Annotated in this window: 17 protein-coding genes; 10 read left to right on the forward strand and 7 right to left on the reverse strand. The window is 67.0% G+C overall.

The genetic code is table 11. The annotated features are described in order from the left end of the window. Positions 1-5: 5 nt before the first annotated feature. The 4 genes from hslV to PKB_RS02335 all read right to left on the reverse strand — a co-directional run bounded on the left by hslV (position 6) and on the right by PKB_RS02335 (position 5,641). Positions 6-542, reverse strand: a complete 537-nt coding sequence (gene hslV, locus PKB_RS02320; protein WP_043248705.1) for an ATP-dependent protease subunit HslV — start codon at positions 540-542, stop codon at positions 6-8. Positions 543-688: 146 nt separating this feature from the next. Then, positions 689-1,531, reverse strand: coding sequence for an SPOR domain-containing protein (locus tag PKB_RS02325; protein ID WP_043248707.1), 843 nt, complete (start codon positions 1,529-1,531; stop codon positions 689-691). 6 nt (positions 1,532-1,537) lie between these two features. Next, complete coding sequence (gene argS, locus PKB_RS02330; RefSeq protein ID WP_043248709.1) at positions 1,538-3,277, reverse strand: arginine--tRNA ligase; 1,740 nt, start codon at positions 3,275-3,277, stop codon at positions 1,538-1,540. A gap of 144 nt (positions 3,278-3,421) precedes the next feature. Next, positions 3,422-5,641: a primosomal protein N' gene (locus tag PKB_RS02335; protein ID WP_043248711.1), complete on the reverse strand. Its 2,220-nt coding sequence runs from the start codon at positions 5,639-5,641 to the stop codon at positions 3,422-3,424. Positions 5,642-5,860: 219 nt separating this feature from the next. Between PKB_RS02335 and rpmE the strand changes: the two genes are divergently transcribed. The 7 genes from rpmE (at position 5,861) to PKB_RS02370 (ending at position 12,940) form a co-directional block, all read left to right on the forward strand. Further along, positions 5,861-6,076 (forward strand): 50S ribosomal protein L31, encoded by a 216-nt coding sequence (gene rpmE, locus PKB_RS02340; RefSeq protein WP_009615432.1) that lies wholly within the window; start codon positions 5,861-5,863, stop codon positions 6,074-6,076. A 23-nt stretch (positions 6,077-6,099) separates the two neighbouring features. Further along, entirely contained in the window at positions 6,100-6,903 is an 804-nt protein-coding gene (locus PKB_RS02345) for a thermonuclease family protein (RefSeq protein ID WP_052355150.1), read from the forward strand. After that, positions 6,900-8,351, forward strand: a complete 1,452-nt coding sequence (locus tag PKB_RS02350; protein WP_043248713.1) for a M48 family metalloprotease — start codon at positions 6,900-6,902, stop codon at positions 8,349-8,351. Before PKB_RS02345 ends, PKB_RS02350 begins: the two co-directional genes overlap by 4 nt. A gap of 104 nt (positions 8,352-8,455) precedes the next feature. Beyond that, positions 8,456-9,724, forward strand: a complete 1,269-nt coding sequence (locus PKB_RS02355) for a malic enzyme-like NAD(P)-binding protein (RefSeq protein WP_043248715.1) — start codon at positions 8,456-8,458, stop codon at positions 9,722-9,724. 151 nt (positions 9,725-9,875) lie between these two features. Then, positions 9,876-11,225, forward strand: coding sequence for an NfeD family protein (locus PKB_RS02360; protein WP_043248717.1), 1,350 nt, complete (start codon positions 9,876-9,878; stop codon positions 11,223-11,225). Continuing rightward, positions 11,222-11,992, forward strand: a complete 771-nt coding sequence (locus tag PKB_RS02365; RefSeq protein WP_156957978.1) for a slipin family protein — start codon at positions 11,222-11,224, stop codon at positions 11,990-11,992. Before PKB_RS02360 ends, PKB_RS02365 begins: the two co-directional genes overlap by 4 nt. 219 nt (positions 11,993-12,211) lie before the next feature. Next, the gene (locus PKB_RS02370) at positions 12,212-12,940 is read left to right on the forward strand and encodes a substrate-binding periplasmic protein (RefSeq protein ID WP_043248722.1); all 729 of its coding nucleotides are present in this window, start codon (positions 12,212-12,214) and stop codon (positions 12,938-12,940) included. Positions 12,941-12,947: 7 nt separating this feature from the next. Here the strand turns inward: PKB_RS02370 and yccS are convergent, their stop codons facing one another. Both yccS and dbpA read right to left on the reverse strand, forming a co-directional pair. Next, a complete protein-coding gene (yccS, locus tag PKB_RS02375) occupies positions 12,948-15,143 on the reverse strand; it encodes a YccS family putative transporter (protein WP_043248723.1) in 2,196 nt (731 codons plus the stop codon). Between the two features lie 152 nt (positions 15,144-15,295). Then, positions 15,296-16,672, reverse strand: coding sequence for an ATP-dependent RNA helicase DbpA (gene dbpA, locus PKB_RS02380; protein WP_043256830.1), 1,377 nt, complete (start codon positions 16,670-16,672; stop codon positions 15,296-15,298). Between the two features lie 334 nt (positions 16,673-17,006). Here dbpA and PKB_RS02385 point away from each other — a divergent pair, with 334 nt between their 5' ends. Both PKB_RS02385 and PKB_RS02390 read left to right on the forward strand, forming a co-directional pair. After that, a complete protein-coding gene (locus PKB_RS02385) occupies positions 17,007-17,219 on the forward strand; it encodes a cold-shock protein (protein WP_043248725.1) in 213 nt (70 codons plus the stop codon). A gap of 112 nt (positions 17,220-17,331) precedes the next feature. Beyond that, positions 17,332-17,826 (forward strand): ATP-dependent zinc protease family protein, encoded by a 495-nt coding sequence (locus tag PKB_RS02390; protein ID WP_043248728.1) that lies wholly within the window; start codon positions 17,332-17,334, stop codon positions 17,824-17,826. A 1-nt stretch (position 17,827) separates the two neighbouring features. Here PKB_RS02390 and mdtD read toward each other — a convergent pair whose 3' ends face one another. Further along, positions 17,828-19,261: a multidrug transporter subunit MdtD gene (gene mdtD / locus PKB_RS02395; RefSeq protein WP_043248730.1), complete on the reverse strand. Its 1,434-nt coding sequence runs from the start codon at positions 19,259-19,261 to the stop codon at positions 17,828-17,830. 202 nt (positions 19,262-19,463) lie between these two features. On the opposite strand from mdtD, the gene PKB_RS02400 reads away from it, so the two are divergent. Further along, complete coding sequence (locus PKB_RS02400) at positions 19,464-19,991, forward strand: DUF2780 domain-containing protein (protein WP_043248732.1); 528 nt, start codon at positions 19,464-19,466, stop codon at positions 19,989-19,991. The last annotated feature ends 68 nt before the right edge of the window (positions 19,992-20,059 follow it).

Below are 20,059 nucleotides of genomic sequence, written 5' to 3' on the forward strand. Positions count from 1 at the left end.
GGGCCTCAGACGGCGCTGTCGAGCTCCTCGATGGTGAGATTCTGGTTGGTGAAGACGCAGATCGAGCCGGCGATGTTCAGCGCGGTCTCGGCGATCTCGCGGGCACTCATGCTGTCATCGGCCTTCTGCAGCAGGGCCATGGCTGCGGCCTGGGCGAAACCGCCGCCGGAGCCCATGGCGATCAGGCCGTGCTCGGGTTCGACCACGTCGCCGTTGCCGGTGATGATCAGCGAGGCGTCCTTGTTGGCGACTGCCAGCATGGCTTCCAGGCGGCTCAGCGAGCGGTCGGTACGCCAGTCCTTGGCCAGTTCGACGGCCGCGCGGACCAAGTGGCCCTGGTGCTTCTCAAGCTGCTGCTCGAAGCGCTCGAAGAGGGTGAAGGCGTCGGCGGTGGCGCCAGCGAAGCCGGCCAGCACGTTGCCGTGGTAGAGGCGGCGGACCTTCTTCGCATTGCCTTTCATGACGGTGTTGCCAAGGGAAACCTGGCCGTCGCCGCCCATGACGACTTTGCCGTTGCGGCGGACAGAAACGATAGTGGTCAAGGGGGAGTTCTCCACACAGCGGGGCAGATTTGCCCGAATGCGGAGTCATATGGGGATGAAGGATGCGGCCTTCAACCCAGGCCGACAGGCGACCGTCCGGCAGGGCGCCAGACGGTCTTTGCCAGGAATGGCTGCAGGCCGCGCCCTTAGCGGGTCTGGCGCTGCTGTAACAGCACGTTGCTGAAGCCGTTGGCGGAGAGCTGCTTCTGCGCCGCCGACACCTGCGCGCGGTCGCTGTACGGGCCGACCATCACGCGGTACCAGGTTTCGTCCTTGACCGCGCCGGACTCCACGCGAGCGGCCTGGCCAAGAAGGATGACCTGGGCGCGCACGCGGTCGGCGTCGGCCTGCTTACGGAACGAGCCGGCCTGCAGGTAGTACTGGGTGGCGGCGACCGACGGCGGGGCGATCGGCTTGCTCGCGGGCGTGGCGGCGGCTTTTGCCGTATTCGCCGGCTGCTGCTTCTGCTGCTGCGTAGCGGTTGCACCCGGAGTGGTTGCGGTAGTCGCAGCGCTCGTCGTTGGCGTGGCCGGGCGGACGATTGCCGGCGGCGGCGGAGTCTGCCCGTTGAGCGCAGCCTGCGCTCGGTTGGCGTCGATCTTCGCGGCGTCTTCCGGGGTGCTGACCACGGTCGGCGTCTGCTGATTCGCCGGCGGCGTCTGCGGTTTCTCCGGGACGGATTCCGGCGGCACCACCACTTCCGAGCCCGGCAGCAGGGTGTAGAAGTCGTACTTCGGCTTCACCGCGATGGCCGAGGGTGGCTGCGCCGGGGTGCCAGGCTTGGCACCCTGTGCGACGCCCGGCTTCTGCTGCTCGGGTTTCTCCCGGCGCACCTCGTTGCGGCCCGGTTCCAGCTTCATCAGGAACATGATGAAGCCGCCGATGGCCAGGCCGGCGACCAGCCAGACCCAGCCGGGCATCGAGCTCTTCTTGGCCGGAGCCTGGTAGCGGCTGGCGCCGCGCTTGGGTGCGGGTTTCTTCTTCGCCATGGGCAGTTACATGCGCTCGAGGGTTTCCAGGCCCAGCAGTTCCAGGCCCTGCTTGAGGGTGCGGCCGGTGAGGGCGGCCAGCTTCAGACGGCTTTCCTGCTGCTCGGGGGTTTCTGCGGCGAGGATCGGGCAGTGCTCGTAGAAGCTGGAGAACAGACCGGCCAGTTCGTACAGATAGGCGCAGAGGATATGCGGTACGCCCTTGAGCGCGACATTGTTCAGCAGGTCGCCGAACTGCGCCAGCTGGGCGGCCAGGGCCTGCTCCTGCGGCGCTTCCAGGACGATCTTGCCGGCGACTTCGTCGTAGCCCTTGCCCAGCTTGCGGAAAACGCTGGCCACGCGGGTGTAGGCGTACAGCAGGTAGGGCGCGGTGTTGCCTTCGAAGCTGAGCATCTGCTCGAAGTTGAAGCTGTAGTCGCTGGTGCGGTGCTTGGACAGGTCGGCGTACTTCACCGCGCCGATGCCCACGGCATGGGCGATCTGGCGCAGCTCGTCGTCGGCCAGTTCGGGGTTCTTCGCCTTGACCAGGGTGTAGGCGCGCTCTTCGGCCTCGTTGAGCAGGTCGATCAGCTTCACGGTGCCGCCGTCGCGGGTCTTGAACGGCTTGCCGTCCGCGCCGTTCATGGTGCCGAAGCCCATGTGCTCCAGTTCCATGCTGGCCGGGACGAAGCCGGCGCGGCGGGCCACTTCGAAGACCTGCTGGAAGTGCAGGGCCTGGCGCTGGTCGACGAAATACAGCACGCGGTCGGCGTGCAGCTTGTTGTGCCGGTAGCGCATGGCGGCCAGGTCGGTGGTGGCGTAGAGGTAGCCGCCTCCGGCCTTCTGCACGATCACCGGCAGCGGGTTGCCTTCGGCGTTCTTGAATTCTTCGAGGAAGACGCAGAGGGCGCCGTCGTCCTCGGTGAGCAGGCCCTTGGCCTTGAGTGCCTCGACCACGTTGGCCAGGTCGTCGTTGTAGGCGCTCTCGCCCATCACGTCGGCCATGGTCAGCTTCACGCCGAGCTGGTCGTAGACCTTCTGGCAGTGCGACAGGGAAATCTCGTTGAAGCGGGTCCACAGGCGCAGGCATTCGGGGTCGCCGGCCTGCAGCTTGACCACCAGCTCGCGGGCGCGGTTGGCGAAGGCTTCGGATTCGTCGAAGCGCTTCTTGGCGGCGCGGTAGAAGACTTCCAGGTCGTGCAACTCGGCCTGGGCGTCGACCGGCTGCTCTTCCAGGTAAGCCAGCAGCATGCCGAACTGGGTGCCCCAGTCGCCGACGTGGTTCTGCCGGATCACGGTGTCGCCGAGGAACTCCAGTACGCGGGCTACGGCGTCGCCGATGATGGTCGAGCGCAGGTGGCCGACGTGCATTTCCTTGGCCAGGTTCGGCGAGGACAGGTCGACGACTACGCGCTGCGTGGCGCCGGCCTTGTGCACGCCCAGGTGCGCGTCAGACAAGGCGGCGTCGAGGCTGGAGGCCAGCCATGCCTGGTCCTGGAAGAAGTTGAGGAAGCCGGGGCCGGCGATGTCGACCTTGGCCACCTGCGGGTTGGCCGGCAGGGCGGCGACCAGCTGGGTCGCCAGGTCGCGCGGCTTCATGCCGGCGGGCTTGGCCAGCATCATCGCGATGTTGCTGGCGTAGTCGCCGTGGCTGCGGTCCTTGGTGGTCTCGACCTGGATGTCGGGCGTCAGGCCGGCCGGCAGGGTGCCGTCCTCGACGAGGCTGGCGAGGGCGTGCTGGATCAGCTGGCGGATGGTGTCTTTCATGATTTTCTCCGTGCTCGCGCGCGACTCGGGGCGGCGACCGCATATCTGGCTCAGAACCGCGCATTATCGGTGTCCGAAGGAAAAGCTACAAGCAAGCCGCCGGCTTCGCCTTGACCTCGGCCAGGTCGGACGGGAATTGGACGATCAGAAGAGGTCGATAGGGTCGACGTCGAGCGACCAGCGCACCTGGCGCCCGCTCGGCATGCCTTCGAGCACTTGCAGCCAGGGCGTCAGCAGGCGATGCAGCGGCGCGCGGGCCGTGCTCATCAGCAGCAACTGCGCGCGGAAGCGGCCGGCGCGGCGTTCCATGGGCGCCGGCACCGGGCCTAGCAGCTCCACGTCGCTGCCCAGCTGCGCCTGCAGGTGTTCGGCTTCGGCGCAGGCTTCGTCGAGGAAGCCCTCGGCCTGGCCCGGCTTGTGTGCCTCTGCGCGCAGCAGCGCCATGTGGCAGAAGGGCGGCAGGCCGGCGGCGCGGCGTTCGGACAGTGCCTGTTCGGCGAAGGCGAAGTAACCCTGCTCGGTGAGCTGCACCAGCAGCGGATGCTCGGCCAGGTGGGTCTGGATCAGCACGCGTCCGGGCTCCTCGGCGCGGCCGGCGCGGCCGGCGACCTGGACGATCTGCTGGGCCATGCGTTCGCTGGCGCGGAAGTCGGCGGAGAACAGCCCGCCGTCGGCGTCGAGGATCGCCACCAGCGTCACCCGCGGGAAGTGGTGCCCCTTGGCGAGCATCTGCGTGCCGACGAGGATGCACGGCTCGCCTTTATTGATGGTCGCGAAGAGGTCGCGCATGGCGTGCTTGCGCGAGGTGCTGTCGCGGTCGATGCGCAGCACCGGGTAGTTCGGGAAGAGGATGCGCAGGCGCTCCTCGGCGCGCTCGGTGCCGGCGCCGACCGGGCGCAGGTCGAGCTTGCCGCAGTCCGGGCATTTGCGCGGGGGGCGCTCGCGGTGGTCGCAGTGGTGGCAGCGCAGCTCGCCGGAGCCCTGGTGCAGGGTCATGCGCGCATCGCAGCGCGGGCATTTGCTGATCCAGCCGCAGTCGTGGCACAGCAGGGTCGGGGCGAAGCCGCGGCGGTTCAGGTAGACCAGTACCTGCTGGCCGGCGCCGAGGGTTTCGCCGATGGCCCGTTGCAGCGGCATCGACAGGCCTGCGTCCAGCGGCAGGCTCTTCACGTCCAGGCGCTGGAACTTCGGCGCCTGCGCGCCGCCGGCGCGCTGGGTCAGGCGTAGCAAGCCGTAGCGGCCGCTGGCGGCGTTGTGCAGGCTTTCCAGCGAGGGCGTGGCCGAGCCGAGCAGGATGGGCGTGCGCTCCATGCGCGCCCGCACCAGGGCCAGGTCGCGGGCGTGGTAGCGCAGGCCTTCCTGCTGTTTATAGGAAGCGTCGTGCTCCTCGTCGATGATGATCAGCCCTGGATTCTTCAGCGGGGTGAACAGCGCCGAACGGGTGCCGATGACGATGTCCGCGTCGCCGTCGCGGGCGGCCAGCCAGGCGTCCAGCCGCTCGCGGTCGGTCAGCGCCGAGTGCAGCAGGGCGATGCGGGCGTTGAAGCGGCGCTCGAAGCGACTCAGGGTCTGCGGGCCGAGGTTGATCTCCGGGATCAATACCAGCGCCTGCTTGCCGGCCTCCAGGGTCTCGCGGATCAGCTGCAGGTAGACCTCGGTCTTGCCGCTACCGGTGACCCCCGCCAGCAGGTAGCTGTGGAAGCTGCCGAAGCCGGCGCGCACCGCTTCGCAGGCGGCGCGCTGTTCGGCGTTGAGCGGCAGTTCGGCCTGCGCCAGCCAGCCGCCGTGGTGTTCGACGGGCGCGTGGTGGCGGCTTTCCTGGCTGGCGAGGCCTTTTTCCACCAGCAGGTCGAGGCTGTCCTTATTGATACCAAGCTGGCCGAGCAGTTCGTGCAGCACGCCGTGCGGGTGCTGTTGCAGCGTCTGCAGGGCCTGGCGCTGGCGCGGTGCGCGGGTCAGCCGCGGGTCGTCGAGCTTGGCGCCGGGGGCGGCGAGCCAGAAGCGCTGCACCCGCGCTTCGGCGGGCTCGCCCTGGCGCAGCAGGTTCGGCAGCGCCCAGGACAGGGTGTCGCCGAAGCTGTGCTGGTAGTACTGCGAGGTCCAGCGGCAGAGCTCCAGCAGGTGGGGCGGCAGCGGTGGCTCGCGGTCGAGCACTTCCAGCGCCGGGCGCAGTTTGCCCTCGGGCACCTCGGAGGTTTCCGCGTGCTCCACCAGCACGCCGACGATCTCGCGGCGGCCGAAGGGCACGCGCAGGCGTACGCCCAATGGCAGGCGCTGCGCGTCGACCCCGCGCGGCGGCAGGTAGTCGAACAGGCGGCGCAGCGGCGAGGGCAGGGCGAGGCGCAGGATGCTGGCTTGGGGCACGCTGGGGCTTTCCGGGGCATCGGGAGGCGGCGATCTTAGCATGGGCGTGGCGACGGTCGGTCGAAGGCGCGACTTGCGTTGGAAAAACGCTCTGGTATGATCCACGCCCTTAATTTGCGTGCGGTGCCCGGTAAATAGATCCCGCCTGCGGTCCTCGACGACCGTGGCTCGGCTTCTGACAGAGACTGGGTGGCGGCACACCAACCAGAGGAAGACATCATGAAACCGGAAATCCATCCCGCGTACGAAGAAATCGAAGCCACCTGCAGCTGCGGCAACGTGATCAAAACCCGTTCGACCCTGTGCAAAGGCATCCACCTGGACGTGTGCTCCGAGTGCCACCCGTTCTACACCGGCAAGCAGAAAGTCGTTGATACCGGCGGCCGTATCGACCGCTTCAACCAGCGCTTCGCCATGTTCGGTGGCAAGAAGTAAGAGCGATTTCCGGAAAAGCCCCGATGGCCTTTCCCGATATCCTGAAAAAGGCGCCCCTACGGGGCGCTTTTTTTGTGCTTGCGATTTGCCTGGGCGGGCCGGTGCTGGCCGCTTGCCCGGCGTCGACATCGGCGGAGCACGTGCAGGTCGCAAGGGTGGTCGACGGCGACACCCTGAAGCTCGCCGATGGCCGCAATGTGCGCCTGATCGGGGTAAACGCGCCCGAACTGGCCCACAACGGCCGCACGACCGAACCCTTCGCCGAAGCCGCGCGGCAGCGCCTGCAGGCTTTAGTGGCGGAGAACCATGGCGAGCTGTCGTTGCAACCTGGCCGCCAGCCGAAGGATCGCTACGGTCGCACCCTGGCTCATCTCTACGACCGCCAGGGCAACAACATCGAGGCGCAACTGCTGGTCGAGGGTTTGGGCTACCAGGTGGCGATCGCGCCCAACACCGAGCTGACCGCTTGCCAGAAAGCCGCCGAACGCGAAGCCCGCGAGGCCGGTCGGGGACTCTGGAAGCGTTCGCCGGTGCAGGATGCGCAGGGACTGCATGAGAGCGGTTTCGCCGTAATCCGCGGACGAGTTGCCGAGGTGCAGCGCAACCGCGGCGGACTGTGGATCGAACTGGATGGCCCGCTGGTGTTGCGCATCGGGCCAGACCTGCTGAAATCGTTCGATAAGCGCACACTGGATAACCTGCCCGGGCGCATGCTGGAAGCGCGCGGCTGGGTGATCGACCGAGCCGCGAAAGGCGGCGTGAAACCTGGGCAGGCACGCTGGATGCTGCCCATCACCGACTCGGCCATGCTGGAGCTGATGCCATGATTTCGCCAAGGATGCTGTTGCTGACCTGTCTGTTCGCGCTGAGCGGCGTGCTGGGGGGCTGTGCGGTCAACCCGGCGACCGGCGAAACCGACTTCGTCACCATGAGCGAGCAGGACGAGCTGGCCCTCGGCCGCCAGGCCAGCCAGCAGGCCGCCAAGGAGTACCCGCGTTACCCCGACGAGAAGCTCCAGGCCTACGTGCAGCAGGTCGGCGAGCGCGTCGCGCGGGTCGGCGACCGGCCCAACCTGCAGTACCACTTCACTGTCGTCGACTCGGCGGATATCAACGCCTTCGCCCTGCCTGGCGGCTACATCTATATCCATCGCGGGCTGATGGCCTACCTCAATTCCGAGGCCGAGCTGGCCGCTGTGCTGGGTCACGAGATCGGCCACGTCACCGCCCGCCACAGCGTTCGCCAGCAGAGCCAGGCCAGCGCCTGGAACGTGCTCGGCGCGGCTGTTGCGATCGGCACCGGCGTCAGCGCCGCGGGCGACCTCACCAACGTCCTCGGCACCGCCGTGGTGCGTGGCTACGGCCGCGACATGGAGCTGCAGGCCGACGGCCTCGGCGCCAAGTACCTGGCCCGCGCCGGCTACGATCCCAAGGCCATGATCCAGGTGGTGCGGGTGCTGAAGAACCAGGAAGACTTCGCCCGCAAGGTGGCGCAGCGCAACGGCGATGCGGTGCAACCGGTTGGCTACCACGGGCTGTTCGACACCCACCCGGACAACGACCGGCGCCTGCAGGAAGTCCTCGGCCCGGCCCAGGCGCTGGCCACCGGGCAGCAGGAAGTCGCCCGCGACCGCTACCTGCAGGCCATCAACGGCCTGACCTTCGGCGACTCGGCCGACGCTGGCATCCGCCACGGGCAGAGCTTCTACCACGGCGAACTGGGCTTCACCCTGACCTTCCCGCAAGGCTGGGGCATGCTCAACCAGCCCAGTGCACTGATCGGCTTTCCCAAGGACCAGCAGGCCTACATCGGCATGAAACTGGTGCCGCGCGAAGGGCAGCTCACCCCCCTGGAATATTTGCGCAAGGGCGCTGGCGGCCGCCTGGCCGAGGAGCAGGAACTGAAGCAGGCCGGCATCCAGGGCGCCACCGGCGTGGTGCCGGGCACGCCGGCCCGGCGCGTGGCGGTGATCTACCTGGACAAGGCCGCCTACCTGTTCATCGGCGTGATCAAGAGCAACGGCTCGCTGGAAACCCGCGACAGCGAGTTCCTCAGCGTGATCAACAGTTTCCGCCCGCTGCGCGCCGACGAACGCAAGCTCGCCGAGGCGCGTCGCCTGCAACTGGTGAAGGTGTCGTCGGGACAAAGCGTGGAACAGCTGGCAAAGGGTGAAAACGGGCCGGAATCTGACGCGATTTCTCGTATACGATTGCTCAACGATTTGTATCCATCTGGTCAGCCAAAACCCGGCGACTGGCTGAAGATCGTACGTTAGGAGCATTGACACCAGGGGCCTGCAGCGATCTTGGCAGGCGCTATCTTCCCGCGTATGCTCGGTCGCCCGTCTGTCCAACAAGCAATAAAGCGGAAGTGCCCAAAATGTCTGATCTCAAGACCGCTGCCCTCGAATATCACGCGCAACCCCGCCCCGGAAAACTGAGCGTCGAGCTGACCAAGCCGACCTCCACCGCCCGCGACCTGTCGCTGGCCTACAGCCCGGGCGTGGCCGAGCCTGTGCGCGAGATCGCCCGTGACGCCGAACTGGCCTACAAGTACACCGGCAAGGGCAACCTGGTCGCCGTGATCTCCGACGGTACCGCCATCCTCGGCCTGGGCAACCTCGGCCCGCTGGCCTCCAAGCCGGTCATGGAAGGCAAGGGCGTGCTGTTCAAGCGCTTCGCCGGTGTCGACGTGTTCGACATCGAAGTCGACGCCGAGAGCCCGCAGGCCTTCATCGATACCGTCAAGCGCATCTCCATCACCTTCGGCGGCATCAACCTGGAAGATATCAAGGCGCCGGAGTGCTTCGAGATCGAGCGCGCGCTGATCGAGCAGTGCGACATCCCGGTCTTCCACGATGACCAGCACGGCACCGCGATCGTCACCGCTGCCGGCATGCTCAACGCCCTGGAAATCGCCGGCAAGAACCTGGAGACCGCGAAGATCGTCTGCCTGGGCGCCGGCGCTGCCGCCATCTCCTGCATGAAGCTGCTGGTGAGCATGGGTGCCAAGGTCGAGAACATCTACATGATCGACCGCCAGGGCGTGATCCACGCCGGCCGTACCGACCTGAACCAGTACAAGGCGGTGTTCGCCACCGAGACCGACAAGCGCACCCTGGCTGACGCCCTGGAAGGCGCCGACGTGTTCGTCGGCCTGTCCGGTGCCAACCTGCTGAGCGCCGACGATCTCAAGCGCATGGCGCCGAACCCGATCGTCTTCGCCTGCTCCAACCCGGATCCGGAGATCAAGCCGGAGCTGGCCCACTCCACCCGCAGCGACGTGATCATGGCCACCGGTCGTTCGGACTACCCGAACCAGGTGAACAACGTGCTTGGCTTCCCCTTCATCTTCCGCGGTGCCCTGGACGTGCGCGCCACCCGCATCAACGAAGAAATGAAGATCGCTGCCGCCCTGGCCCTGCGTGACCTGGCCAAGGAGCCGGTACCGAAGGACGTGTGCGATGCCTACGGCGTGACCTCGCTGGAGTTCGGCCGCGAGTACATCATTCCGAAGCCGATGGACAAGCGCCTGATCACCGTGGTTTCCGATGCCGTGGCCAAGGCCGCCATCGAGACCGGCGTGGCGACTCTGCCCTACCCGAAACACTATCCGCTGCAATCGGTGGAAGACGTGTTCAAGGGCTGATCCCGGCCTGCTGACGAAAAACCCCGCGCTTCGGCGGGGTTTTTCGTTTCTGCGCCCGTGCAAGCGAGGGAGTCCGGGGGACTATGCTTTAGGAAGGCGCCGCGTTTCCTGAGGGTTCGACGCCGCATCGGCCTGACTGCGGAGGCGTGCCATGTCCACGCTGATTCGCCATTGCGCTCTGTTCCTGCTGCTCTTGCTGGCGGGCGGAACCCTGGCGGCCCAGCCGGCAGTGGTGCTGACGGTGGACGGCGCCATAGGCCCGGCGACTTCCGACTATGTAGTGCGCGGCCTGCAGCGAGCGGCGGATGAGGGCGCACCGGCGGTTATCCTGCGCATGGACACTCCGGGCGGTCTGGACACCTCGATGCGCGACATCGTGAAGGCGATCCTGGTCAGCCCGGTCGCGGTGATCGGCTACGTCGCCCCCGGCGGTGCGCGAGCGGCAAGTGCTGGCACCTACATCCTCTATGCCTGCCACATTGCGGCCATGGCGCCGGGGACCAACCTGGGCGCGGCCACGCCGATCAATATCGGCGGCATGCCTGGTGCGCCGCAGGAACCCGGCGACAAGCAGAAGAAAGCGGCGAGTGAGGAAGACACCCTCAAGCGCAAGCAGATCAACGATGCCTCGGCGTACATCCGTGGCCTGGCGCAACTGCGCGGACGCAATGCCGACTGGGCCGAGCGGGCGGTGCGCGAGGCGGTCAGCCTGTCTTCCGGCGAGGCGCTGAAACAGAAGGTCATCGACCTGCAGGCGGACGACCTGGGCGCGCTGCTACAGGCGGTGGATGGTCGCAAGGTGCAACTGGCCGGGCAAAGCGTGACGCTGCACAGCGCCGGCGTTGGCTGGGTCGAACGCAGCGCCGACTGGCGCACCCGCCTGCTGGCGGTGATCACCGATCCCAGCGTGGCGCTGATCCTGATGATGATCGGCGTCTACGGGCTGATCTTCGAATTCGCCAACCCTGGCCTGGCCCTGCCCGGCGTACTCGGCGGGATCTGCCTGTTGCTCGGCCTCTATGCCTTGCAGTTGCTGCCGGTGAATTTCGCGGGAGTGGCGCTGATCCTCCTCGGCCTGGCCTTCATGGCCGCCGAAGCCTTCCTGCCCAGCTACGGCAGCCTGGGTATCGGCGGTGTCGTGGCCTTCGTGATCGGCGGGCTGATCCTGCTCGACACCGATGCACCAGGCTTCGGCATCCCGCTCGGACTGATCGTCGGCGTGGCCACGGTCAGTGCGCTGTTCATCTTCGGCATCCTCGGCGTGGCGCTGAAGAGCCGCCGGCGCCAGGTGGTCAGCGGCGCGGCGGGGCTGGTCGGCAGCCGGGCGATCATCGGCGAGGTGGCGGGTGACGACGCGCACGCCGGCTGGGTGCAGCTGCAAGGCGAGCAGTGGCAGGTGCGCTCGACGCAGGCCCTGCATGCGGGCCAGCGGGTACGGGTACTGGCGCGCGACGGGCTGCGCCTGGATGTGGCGGCCGACGACGAAACCGGAGGTGACTGATGGGCATTCCCTATGGGCTGCTGGTGGCGCTGTTCCTGGTGCTGATGCTGGCGTTCAGCTCGCTGCGCATCCTGCGCGAATACGAGCGTGCGGTCGTGTTCCAGCTCGGCCGCTTCTGGAAGGTCAAGGGTCCGGGGCTGGTGCTGCTGATCCCGGTGGTGCAGCAGATGGTCCGGGTGGACCTGCGCACCGTGGTGCTCGACGTGCCGCCGCAGGACGTGATCTCCCGCGACAACGTTTCGGTGAAGGTCAACGCGGTGGTGTACTTCCGCGTGCTCGATCCGCAGAAGGCGATCATCCAGGTCGAGAACTTCCTCGCCGCCACCAGCCAACTGGCGCAGACCACCCTGCGCGCGGTGCTCGGCAAACATGAACTGGACGAGATGCTGGCCGAGCGCGAGCGGCTGAACCTGGACATCCAGAAGGTGCTGGACGCGCAGACCGACGCCTGGGGCATCAAGGTGGCCAACGTCGAGATCAAGCACGTCGACCTCAACGAGTCGATGGTCCGCGCCATTGCCCGGCAGGCCGAGGCTGAGCGCGAGCGGCGGGCCAAGGTGATCCACGCCGAAGGCGAGCTGCAAGCGTCGGAGAAGCTGATGCAGGCCGCCGAGATGCTCTCCCGCCAGCCCGGCGCGATGCAGCTGCGCTATATGCAGACCCTGGGCAGCATCGCCGGCGACAAGAACTCCACCATCGTCTTCCCGATGCCCATCGAACTGCTCAAGGGGCTGCTGGAGCCGGGGAGCAGGCGCGGCGGCGAGTGAGCCTGGCGGCGGCCGAGCGGGGGGCGGAAGCGCGCGCCCGTTCACACCTCGACTGCCGAAGATGGGCTCCAGTGCGCAGCAAACTCACCTACAATCACACGCTTTAGGGATCGCCAGACAGCGCCTGTTCCGATGCCCCCTGTCCATCAGGGGCCGCGTGCGCCCGGAGCGTTCCGTGTTCGCCCCGGTTGTGGCGGGGGTACCGGCATGAGGAGAAGTATGCTGCTGCGCGTCCTGGGGTTCGTGCTGTGTCTGCCTTTGTTGGCGATGGCCGATGAGCCTTTGCGCCTGGTTTCCGACCGCTGGCCGCCCTATACCGATGCGAAGATGCCTGGCGGCGGGCTGGCGGTGCACCTGGTCAGCAGCGTGCTGACCCGCGCCGGCTACTCCATCGAATACAGCGAAGTGCCCTGGCCGCGCGCGCTCTATGGCGTGCAGAACGGCGAGTACGACGTGCTGGTGGATGCCTGGTACAACACCGAGCGCGAGAAGTACGGCCACTACTCGCAGCCCTACCTGGTCAACAACCTGCGCCTGATCAAGCGCAAGGGCGCACCCATCGCCTACGAGCGCCTTGCCGACCTCTATCCCTACCGTTTCGCCGTGGTCCGCGGCTACGCCTATTCGCCGGCCTTCAACGACGACAAGCGCCTGCGCAAGGTGCCGGTGCTCAACTTCGCCAATGCCGCCATGATGGTCGCCGCCGGCCGCGTCGAACTGACCCTGGAAGACGAGCTGACCGCGAGCTACCAGCTGGACCATGAGCTGCGCGATATCCGCGACAAGCTGGAGTTCGTCCCGCGGCCGCTGAGCGAGAACCCGCTGTACATCCTGGTCAGCCGCAAGAACCCGGACCACGCGAAGATAGTCGAAGACTTCAACCGCGAACTGGCGAAGATGCGCGCCGACGGCAGCTACGACGCCTTCATGAACGTCCACCTGCCCTGAGCAATCCTCAGGCGGCGTCTTCCTGCTCGCTGCCGATTTCCTTCTTCAGCAGATGCGCGGCCAGGCTGCGCAGCGGCGCCAGTTCGCGGCAGATCAGCCCCAGCTGGGTCTGCACCAGCCGCTGCGGGTCTTCCAGCTCGTCCGGCACCTGTTCCAGGCGCTTGGCCAGGGCTTCCTCGGCATCGCTGTGGATCGCCACCGGGCGGCGTTCGGCGAGGCTGCTGGCGATGATCTCCAGGCTGGTGCCCAACTGTTCGGCGGCCTCGCTGATCAGTTCGTTGGCTGGCGACTCGGGCAGCCGATCGCGGTGCGCACCGAGGGCCGAGAGGTAGCTGAGCAGGGTGTGCGAGAGCACCAGGAAGCGGAAGCCGATCTCCGCGTCCTTCCGGAAATGCCCCGGCTCCATGAGCATGTTCGACAGGGTCGTGGAGAGCGTCGCGTCGGCGTTGTGGGCATTGCGCCGCGCCGTGCGGTAGGCGAGGTCGTCGCGCTTGCCGTTGGCGTACTGCTGGAGAATTTCGCGCAGGTAGCGGCCGTTGCAGGCGAGGGTGTTGCCAACCAGGCTGTGCAGGCGCCGGCCCTGCCAGTCGGGCAGCACCAGGAACACCGCGAGGCCGGCGATGCAGGCGCCGACCAGGGTGTCGAACAGGCGCGGCAGGATCAGCCCGTAGCCGTTGCCGACCTGGTTGAAGCACAGCAGCACCATCAGCGTGATGGCTGCGGTGGCCAGGGTGTAGCGCGTGCTACGCGTGGCGAAGAAGACTACCCCGGCAACCACGGCGAGCAGCGACTGCACCGGCGCGCCGGGGAACAGGTCGATCAGTGCCCAGCCGGCCACCAGGCCGATCAGGGTGCCGAGGATCCGCTGCACCAGGCGGATGCGCGTGGCGCCGTAGTTGGGCTGGCAGACGAACACCGTGGTCAGCAGGATCCAGTAACCCTGGGTCGGGTGGATCAGGTGCAGCACGGCGTAGCCGGCGGTCAGCGTCAGCCCGAGGCGCAGGGCATGGCGGAACAGCAGCGAGGTCGGCGTGAGTTGCAGGCGAATGCGCTCGAAGGCGTCGCGCAGCGAGCGCGGCGAGCGGTCCAGCAGGGTGCTGTCCTGTTCTTCGGCGAGGGCGTCGGGGTTGCTCGCGCCGCTGAGCTTCTGGTCCAGGCTGGCCAGGTTGCCGGCCAGCGCCGCGAGCGAGCGCAGCAGAGTGCGCCAGGCGGGGTTGCCCTGTTGGCGCAGGTATTCCAGCGACGCCTGGAGATCGGCCAGGGCCAGTTCGCTGTCGTTGTAGTCGAATGGCTGGCGCAGGCGGATGGCGCGTGACAGCGCCTGGCACGCCTTGCCCTGCTGGTTGAGCAGGCGCTGGCAACGGAACATCACGTCGCTGTGGAAGAAGGCTTCGGCCAGGCGGTTGTACGGATAGTGCGAGGAGCTGGCGCGCTCGTGGACGTCCTGGGCGATGAAATAGAGCTTCAGGTAGCGGCTCAGCTTCGGCCCCGGACGGCCGTGGCTGAGGCGCGCGAGAATGGTTTCCTTGGCCTGGTTCAGCGCCACCACGAGCTTGCCGTTCTGTCGCGCCAGGGCCAGCCGGCGGCCTTCGACATCGAGCTGGCGCAGCGGCTCGAAGAGGGTCGACTTGATCTTCAGGTATTCGCCCAGCTCGAAGTACAGCCGCGCCAGCATCTGCTGCACCGGCTGGTTGGCGAACAGCGCATTCCACAGCACCGAGAGCAGGCCGTACCAGGCGGCGCCACCGACCAGCAGCAGCGGCTCCCGCCACAGGTCACCCGGCGCGCCACCACGCTGGTCGACGCCGATCATGGTGTAGATCGACAGGATCAGCGTGGCTGAAGCGATGGCTGCGTAGCGTTCGCCGAGCGCACCCAGCAGGGTCATGCCGAAGGCCGACAGCGCCAGCCCCGTGACGAACAGCCAGGGATAGGGGAAGAGCAGCTCCACCGCCAGCGAGGCGATCAGGAAGCAGACCAGAGTCACCAGCAGCGCCTGCAAGCGGCCCAGCCAATGATCGTCGGTTTCCGCCAGCGCGCTGGCGATGATGCCGAGGAACAGTGGGATGACCAGTGCGGTCTGGCCGAGCAGCCAACAAGCGCCCATGGCCCCGGCGAGGGCGATGAACACCCGCAGGCTGTAGGCGAACTTGTCCAGCGCCCAAAGGCGCCGCAGGGTTTCGAGCAGGGAGGAGGAGGGCATGTGAGTCAGGGACGTCCGGGTGTCTCGGGGGTGAGACTAGCGGATCGCCTGGGGCGCGGCTATCGATGGGGGCTTATGTAGGAGCGAGCTTGCTGGCGAACCTCCAGGCGCGTGGCTTGGGTTCGCGAGCAAGCTCTCTCCTACGACTGGGATCAGAGGATGCGCACCTTGAACGAACGCCCCTTGATCTTGCCTTGCTGCAGGCGCTGCAGGGCCGCCTTCGCCTGGTCGCGCTGCACGGCGACGTAGGCCTGGAAGTCGAAGATGGCGATCTTGCCCACCGCGCTGCCGGGCAACCCGGCGTCGCCGGTGAGGGCGCCGAGGATGTCGCCGGGGCGCAGCTTGTCCTTGCGGCCGCCGGCGATGTTCAGGGTGGTCATGGGCGGCAGCAGCGGTGCGGAATTGGCGCGCAGGAAGTCGATGCGCTCCCAGTTCAGCGGGGCGCCCTGCAACTCCTCGATGGCCTGGGCGCGCGAGGCCTCGGCCGGCGCCACCAGGGACAGCGCCAGGCCTTTCTCGCCGGCGCGGCCGCTACGGCCGATGCGATGCACGTGGACCTGCGGGTCGCGCGACAGCTCGACGTTGATCACCGCTTCCAGCGCCTCGATATCCAGGCCGCGGGCGGCGACGTCGGTGGCTACCAGCACGCTGCAGCTGCGGTTGGCGAACATCGCCAGCACCTGGTCGCGCTCGCGCTGTTCGAGCTCGCCGTGCAGCGCCAGGGCGGAGATCTTCTGCGCTTCGAGTGCCGCGGCCAGTTCCTGGCATTGCTGGCGGGTGTGGCAGAAGGCGACTGCCGATTGCGGGCGGAAGTGCTGCAGCAGGCGCACCGTGGCATCCAGTCGCTGGCGCGGGTCGATCTCGAAGAAGTGCTGTTCGATCTGGCTGTGATCGTGCAGCGACTCGACCTCGACGCGTTCCGGTTTGTTGAGGAACTTCGCCGCCAACTGCTCGATCCCGTCCGGGTAGGTGGCCGAGAACAGCAGGCTCTGCCGGCGCGCCGGGAGCTGGCCGATGATGTCGGCGATGCTGTCGTAGAAGCCCATGTCGAGCATGCGGTCCGCTTCATCGAGGACCAGGGTGTTCAGGCCGTCGAGCTTCAGGGTGCCCTTGCGCAGGTGCTCCTGGATGCGTCCGGGCGTGCCGACCACCACATGCGCGCCGTGCTCCAGCGAGCCGATCTGCGGGCCGAAGGGCACGCCGCCGCAGAGCGTCAGCACCTTGATGTTGTCCGCGGCGCGGGCCAGTCGACGAATCTCCTTGGCCACCTGGTCGGCAAGCTCGCGGGTCGGGCACAGCACCAGCGCCTGGCAACCGAAGTAGCGCGGGTTGAGCGGGCTGAGCAGGCCGATGCCGAAGGCCGCGGTCTTACCGCTGCCGGTCTTGGCCTGGGCGATCAGGTCGCGCCCCTTGAGGATGATCGGCAGGCTGGCCGCCTGGATCGGCGTCATCTCGCGATAGCCCAGGGCATCGAGATTGGCCAGGAGATCGGCGGAAAGCGGCAGGCTGGAGAAGGCGGTGGAGGTCACGTAAGAAAAACCCGACAGGCGTTTGGCCGCGCAGTGTAGCAGTCCTGCACTTTCGAAGATGTCGCAGATGCGCCTCAAAGCCCCGTAAATACTGGGCTTGACGCCCATTCGTCAGAATTGCAAATGGGTCGAACTAGTGGATTTTTATACAGATTCGCTTTCCGATGCTTTTTGTCGTAGAGTGCCCGCACTGTGTTTGCATGGGTCGCCGTCGATCGTGACCTGATGCGGTCGGTTATTCCACCCCGTCCTGCTCGACTCCTTGTAACTCCTTGCAACTCAGTTCCTCGCCACATTTGTGGCACTTCTACACCCATGTTCCAAGGAGAACAAAATGTCGAATCGTCAGAACGGCACCGTCAAGTGGTTCAACGAGACCAAAGGCTACGGCTTCATCACCCCTGAGAGCGGCCCGGACGTCTTCGTTCACTTCCGCGCCATCGAAGGCCACGGCTTCAAGACCCTGGCCGAAGGCCAGAAAGTCAGCTTCGAAGTCGTGCAAGGCCAGAAAGGCATGCAGGCTGAGCGCGTACAAGTCATCGCCTAAGCGCTGACCTGACGTAGCCAAGAACCCCGGATGGAAACATCCGGGGTTTTTTGTTGCCCCGAGATTCATTTCCGCCTGTACTGCGATATTCGCCCTCACTGGAGTTCCCGCGATGAACCTGCGCCGCGCCGGCCTGCTGCTCGCTTTCTGCTGTTCCCCTGTGTTCGCCGCCCAGCCGGCCACCTGGGGCTGGGTCGAGCAGGCCAAGCTGATGCCGGAGAACGTGCTGCTCAAGGCGCGCCTGGACACCGGCGTGCAGACCTCGGTGATGGACGCGCGCAACGTGGTGAAGATTCGCAAGAACGACCAGCGCTGGGTGCAGTACGACATCGTGGTGACCGACCCGGCGACCGGCCAGGAGCAGCGCTTCCCCTTCGAGCGCCCGGTCGAGCGTCAGCTCAAGGTGCGCGTGGCGGATGGATTCGAGCACCGGCCGGTGGTGTCGATGGACATCTGCATGGGCGAGAAGCTGTACCACGAGCAGTTCGCCCTCTCCGACCGCCAGGGCGACGATGCCCAGGTCCTGCTGGGCCGCCGCACCCTCGAACATCTTGGCGCGGTGGATGCGTCCAAGACCCTCACCACCCCGCCCACCTGCAAGCCCTGAGTCAGTGCCCGTCGTCGGGCTCCAGGCGCCGCGGCGCCTGTGACGTACGGCCGTCCTCGCCGGAGAGCTGGAAGAAGATCGCCGCCGCCAGCATCGACATCACGCCCACGCTCAGATAGGTAGCGTGGAACGCCCCCAGCACGTCGCCGGCATTGATCTCGATATCGGCCTGGAACCCGCCCAGCAGCGCCGCCGCGCACGCCACGCCAAGGCCGATCGACAATTGCATGACCACCGAGAGCAGGCTGTTGCCGGCGCTGGCGTTGTCGTCGCGCAGGTCGATCAGGGTCAGGGTGTTCATCGCCGTGAACTGCAGCGAGTTGACCGCGCCGAGCAGGCCCAGGTGGATCAGCAGCCAGACATGGGGTGTGTCCTGGTCGATCAGGCCGAAGCTCGCAATCAACGCACCCAGCAGCAGGGTATTGCCGACCAGCAGGCGGCGATAGCCGAAGAAATCGAGGATCGCCTTGGCCAGCGGCTTGATCGCCATGGCCATGCCGGCCAGGGGGATCATGCTCATGCCCGCCTTGGCCGGGCTGAAGCCCAGGCCGACCTGCAGCAGCAGCGGCGTGAGGAAGGGCAGGGCGCCGCTGCCCAGGCGGGCGAACAGGTTGCCCAGCACGCCCACGGCGAAGGTCCGCGTGCGGAACAGGCTCGGCGGGAACAACGGCGCCTCGATGCGCAGCGCGCGCAGCCAGTAGGCGGCGAGCAGGACCAGGCCGCCGATCAGCAGGAGCACCACGCGTACGTGCGGCATGTGCAGTTCGCCAAGGCCTTCGAGGGCGATGGTGATCAGCAGCATGGAGCCACCGAAGAGCAGGAAGCCCGGTACGTCGAATCGAGCCTGCCCGGCGCCGCGCAGGTCCGGCATCAGGCGCATGGCGAAGGCCATGCCGAGCAGGCCGACCGGGATGTTGATGAGGAAGATCCAGTGCCAGCTGGCGTATTCGACCAACCAGCCGCCCAGTGTCGGGCCGGCCAGCGGACCGACCAGGCCGGGGATGGTGACGAAGCTGAGCACCCGCACCAGTTCGGTTCGCGGGTACACGCGCAGGATCACCAGGCGCCCCACTGGCATCATCAGTGCGCCGCCCAGGCCCTGCACCACGCGGGCGATGACCAGCACGCCGAGGCTCGGCGAGAGCGCGCAGAACAGCGAGCCGAGGCTGAACAGGAAGACCGCGAAGAGAAACACCCGGCGCGTGCCGAAGCGGTCGGCTATCCAGCCCGACGCGGGAATCAGCAGCGCCACCGTGAGCAGGTAGGAGATGACCACCGCCTGCATGCGCAGCGGGTCCTCGTCCAGCGAACGGGCCATGCTCGGCAGCGCGGTGTTGAGGATGGTGGCGTCCAGTGCCTGCATGAAGAAGGCCACGGCCACCAGCCATGGAAGGATGCGGGCGATGCGCGGGGTGAGGGTGAAGGGCTCGCTCATGATCGATCCTTGCGTCGGCATCCGCCAAGCATAGGGAAAGATGCTCAGGGCCGGTATCGGTGCCGTCGTTGGTATTCCCGCGTTCAGCTAACCTGAGCGCTAATGCGCTCGGCCGGCCAGGGAGGAACGAAGTCCCGCCGCCTGGGTCGTACCCGTGTTTGGCGCGCCTGGCGCGCCGGCCATCCATGCAAAGGAGATGTCGATGTCTGTTCGAATCCGTTCCACCCTCGCCGCCGTGGCCCTGCTGTCCGCATCCTCGGCTTTCGCCTTCAACCTCGGTGACGCGGCCAACGCGGTTTCCGGCATGGCGGGCGGCGGTACTTCCCAGGTCGCCACCACGCCGCAGACCAGCGGCCTGCTCGGTGCGCTCACTGGCCAGCTCGGCGTCAACCAGGAACAGGCCGTAGGCGGCACCGGCGCGCTGCTGGGCCTGGCCAAGAACAAACTCAGCGGCGGCGATTATTCGCAGCTGCTGCAACAGGTGCCGGGGCTGGACAAGTTGTCCGGTAGCAGCGCCCTCGGTGGCCTGGGCGACCTCGGCGGCGCCTCGAAGAGCCTGCTGGGCAACGTCGGCAGCATGGGCGACGTGAACAAGGCGTTCGGCGCCATGGGCATGGATCAGAGCATGACCGGCAAGTTCGCCAGCGTGCTGCTCGACTATTTCGGCAAGCAGGGCGTCAGCAGCAACCTGCTGGGCAGCCTGGGCAGCCTCTGGGGCGTTGGCGGCTGAACCAAGCCCCTCTGCGTAGGAGCGGGCCTGGTTCGCGAAAAAGCGAATCGCGGATGAGATCCGCTCCT

The sequence above is a fragment of the Pseudomonas knackmussii B13 genome (assembly GCF_000689415.1).
In the GTDB taxonomy this organism is placed as follows: Bacteria; Pseudomonadota; Gammaproteobacteria; order Pseudomonadales; family Pseudomonadaceae; genus Pseudomonas; species Pseudomonas knackmussii.

Bases quoted from the DNA above. Each gene is read 5' to 3' on its own strand.
- PKB_RS02325 (WP_043248707.1), bottom strand. From the start codon at position 1,531: ATGGCGAAGAAGAAACCCGCACCCAAGCGCGGCGCCAGCCGCTACCAG.
- argS (WP_043248709.1), bottom strand. From the start codon at position 3,277: ATGAAAGACACCATCCGCCAGCTGATCCAGCACGCCCTCGCCAGCCTC.
- rpmE (WP_009615432.1), top strand. From the start codon at position 5,861: ATGAAACCGGAAATCCATCCCGCGTACGAAGAAATCGAAGCCACCTGC.
- PKB_RS02345 (WP_052355150.1), top strand. From the start codon at position 6,100: ATGGCCTTTCCCGATATCCTGAAAAAGGCGCCCCTACGGGGCGCTTTT.
- PKB_RS02350 (WP_043248713.1), top strand. From the start codon at position 6,900: ATGATTTCGCCAAGGATGCTGTTGCTGACCTGTCTGTTCGCGCTGAGC.
- PKB_RS02355 (WP_043248715.1), top strand. From the start codon at position 8,456: ATGTCTGATCTCAAGACCGCTGCCCTCGAATATCACGCGCAACCCCGC.
- PKB_RS02360 (WP_043248717.1), top strand. From the start codon at position 9,876: ATGTCCACGCTGATTCGCCATTGCGCTCTGTTCCTGCTGCTCTTGCTG.
- PKB_RS02370 (WP_043248722.1), top strand. From the start codon at position 12,212: ATGCTGCTGCGCGTCCTGGGGTTCGTGCTGTGTCTGCCTTTGTTGGCG.
- yccS (WP_043248723.1), bottom strand. From the start codon at position 15,143: ATGCCCTCCTCCTCCCTGCTCGAAACCCTGCGGCGCCTTTGGGCGCTG.
- PKB_RS02385 (WP_043248725.1), top strand. From the start codon at position 17,007: ATGTCGAATCGTCAGAACGGCACCGTCAAGTGGTTCAACGAGACCAAA.
- PKB_RS02390 (WP_043248728.1), top strand. From the start codon at position 17,332: ATGAACCTGCGCCGCGCCGGCCTGCTGCTCGCTTTCTGCTGTTCCCCT.
- mdtD (WP_043248730.1), bottom strand. From the start codon at position 19,261: ATGAGCGAGCCCTTCACCCTCACCCCGCGCATCGCCCGCATCCTTCCA.
- PKB_RS02400 (WP_043248732.1), top strand. From the start codon at position 19,464: ATGTCTGTTCGAATCCGTTCCACCCTCGCCGCCGTGGCCCTGCTGTCC.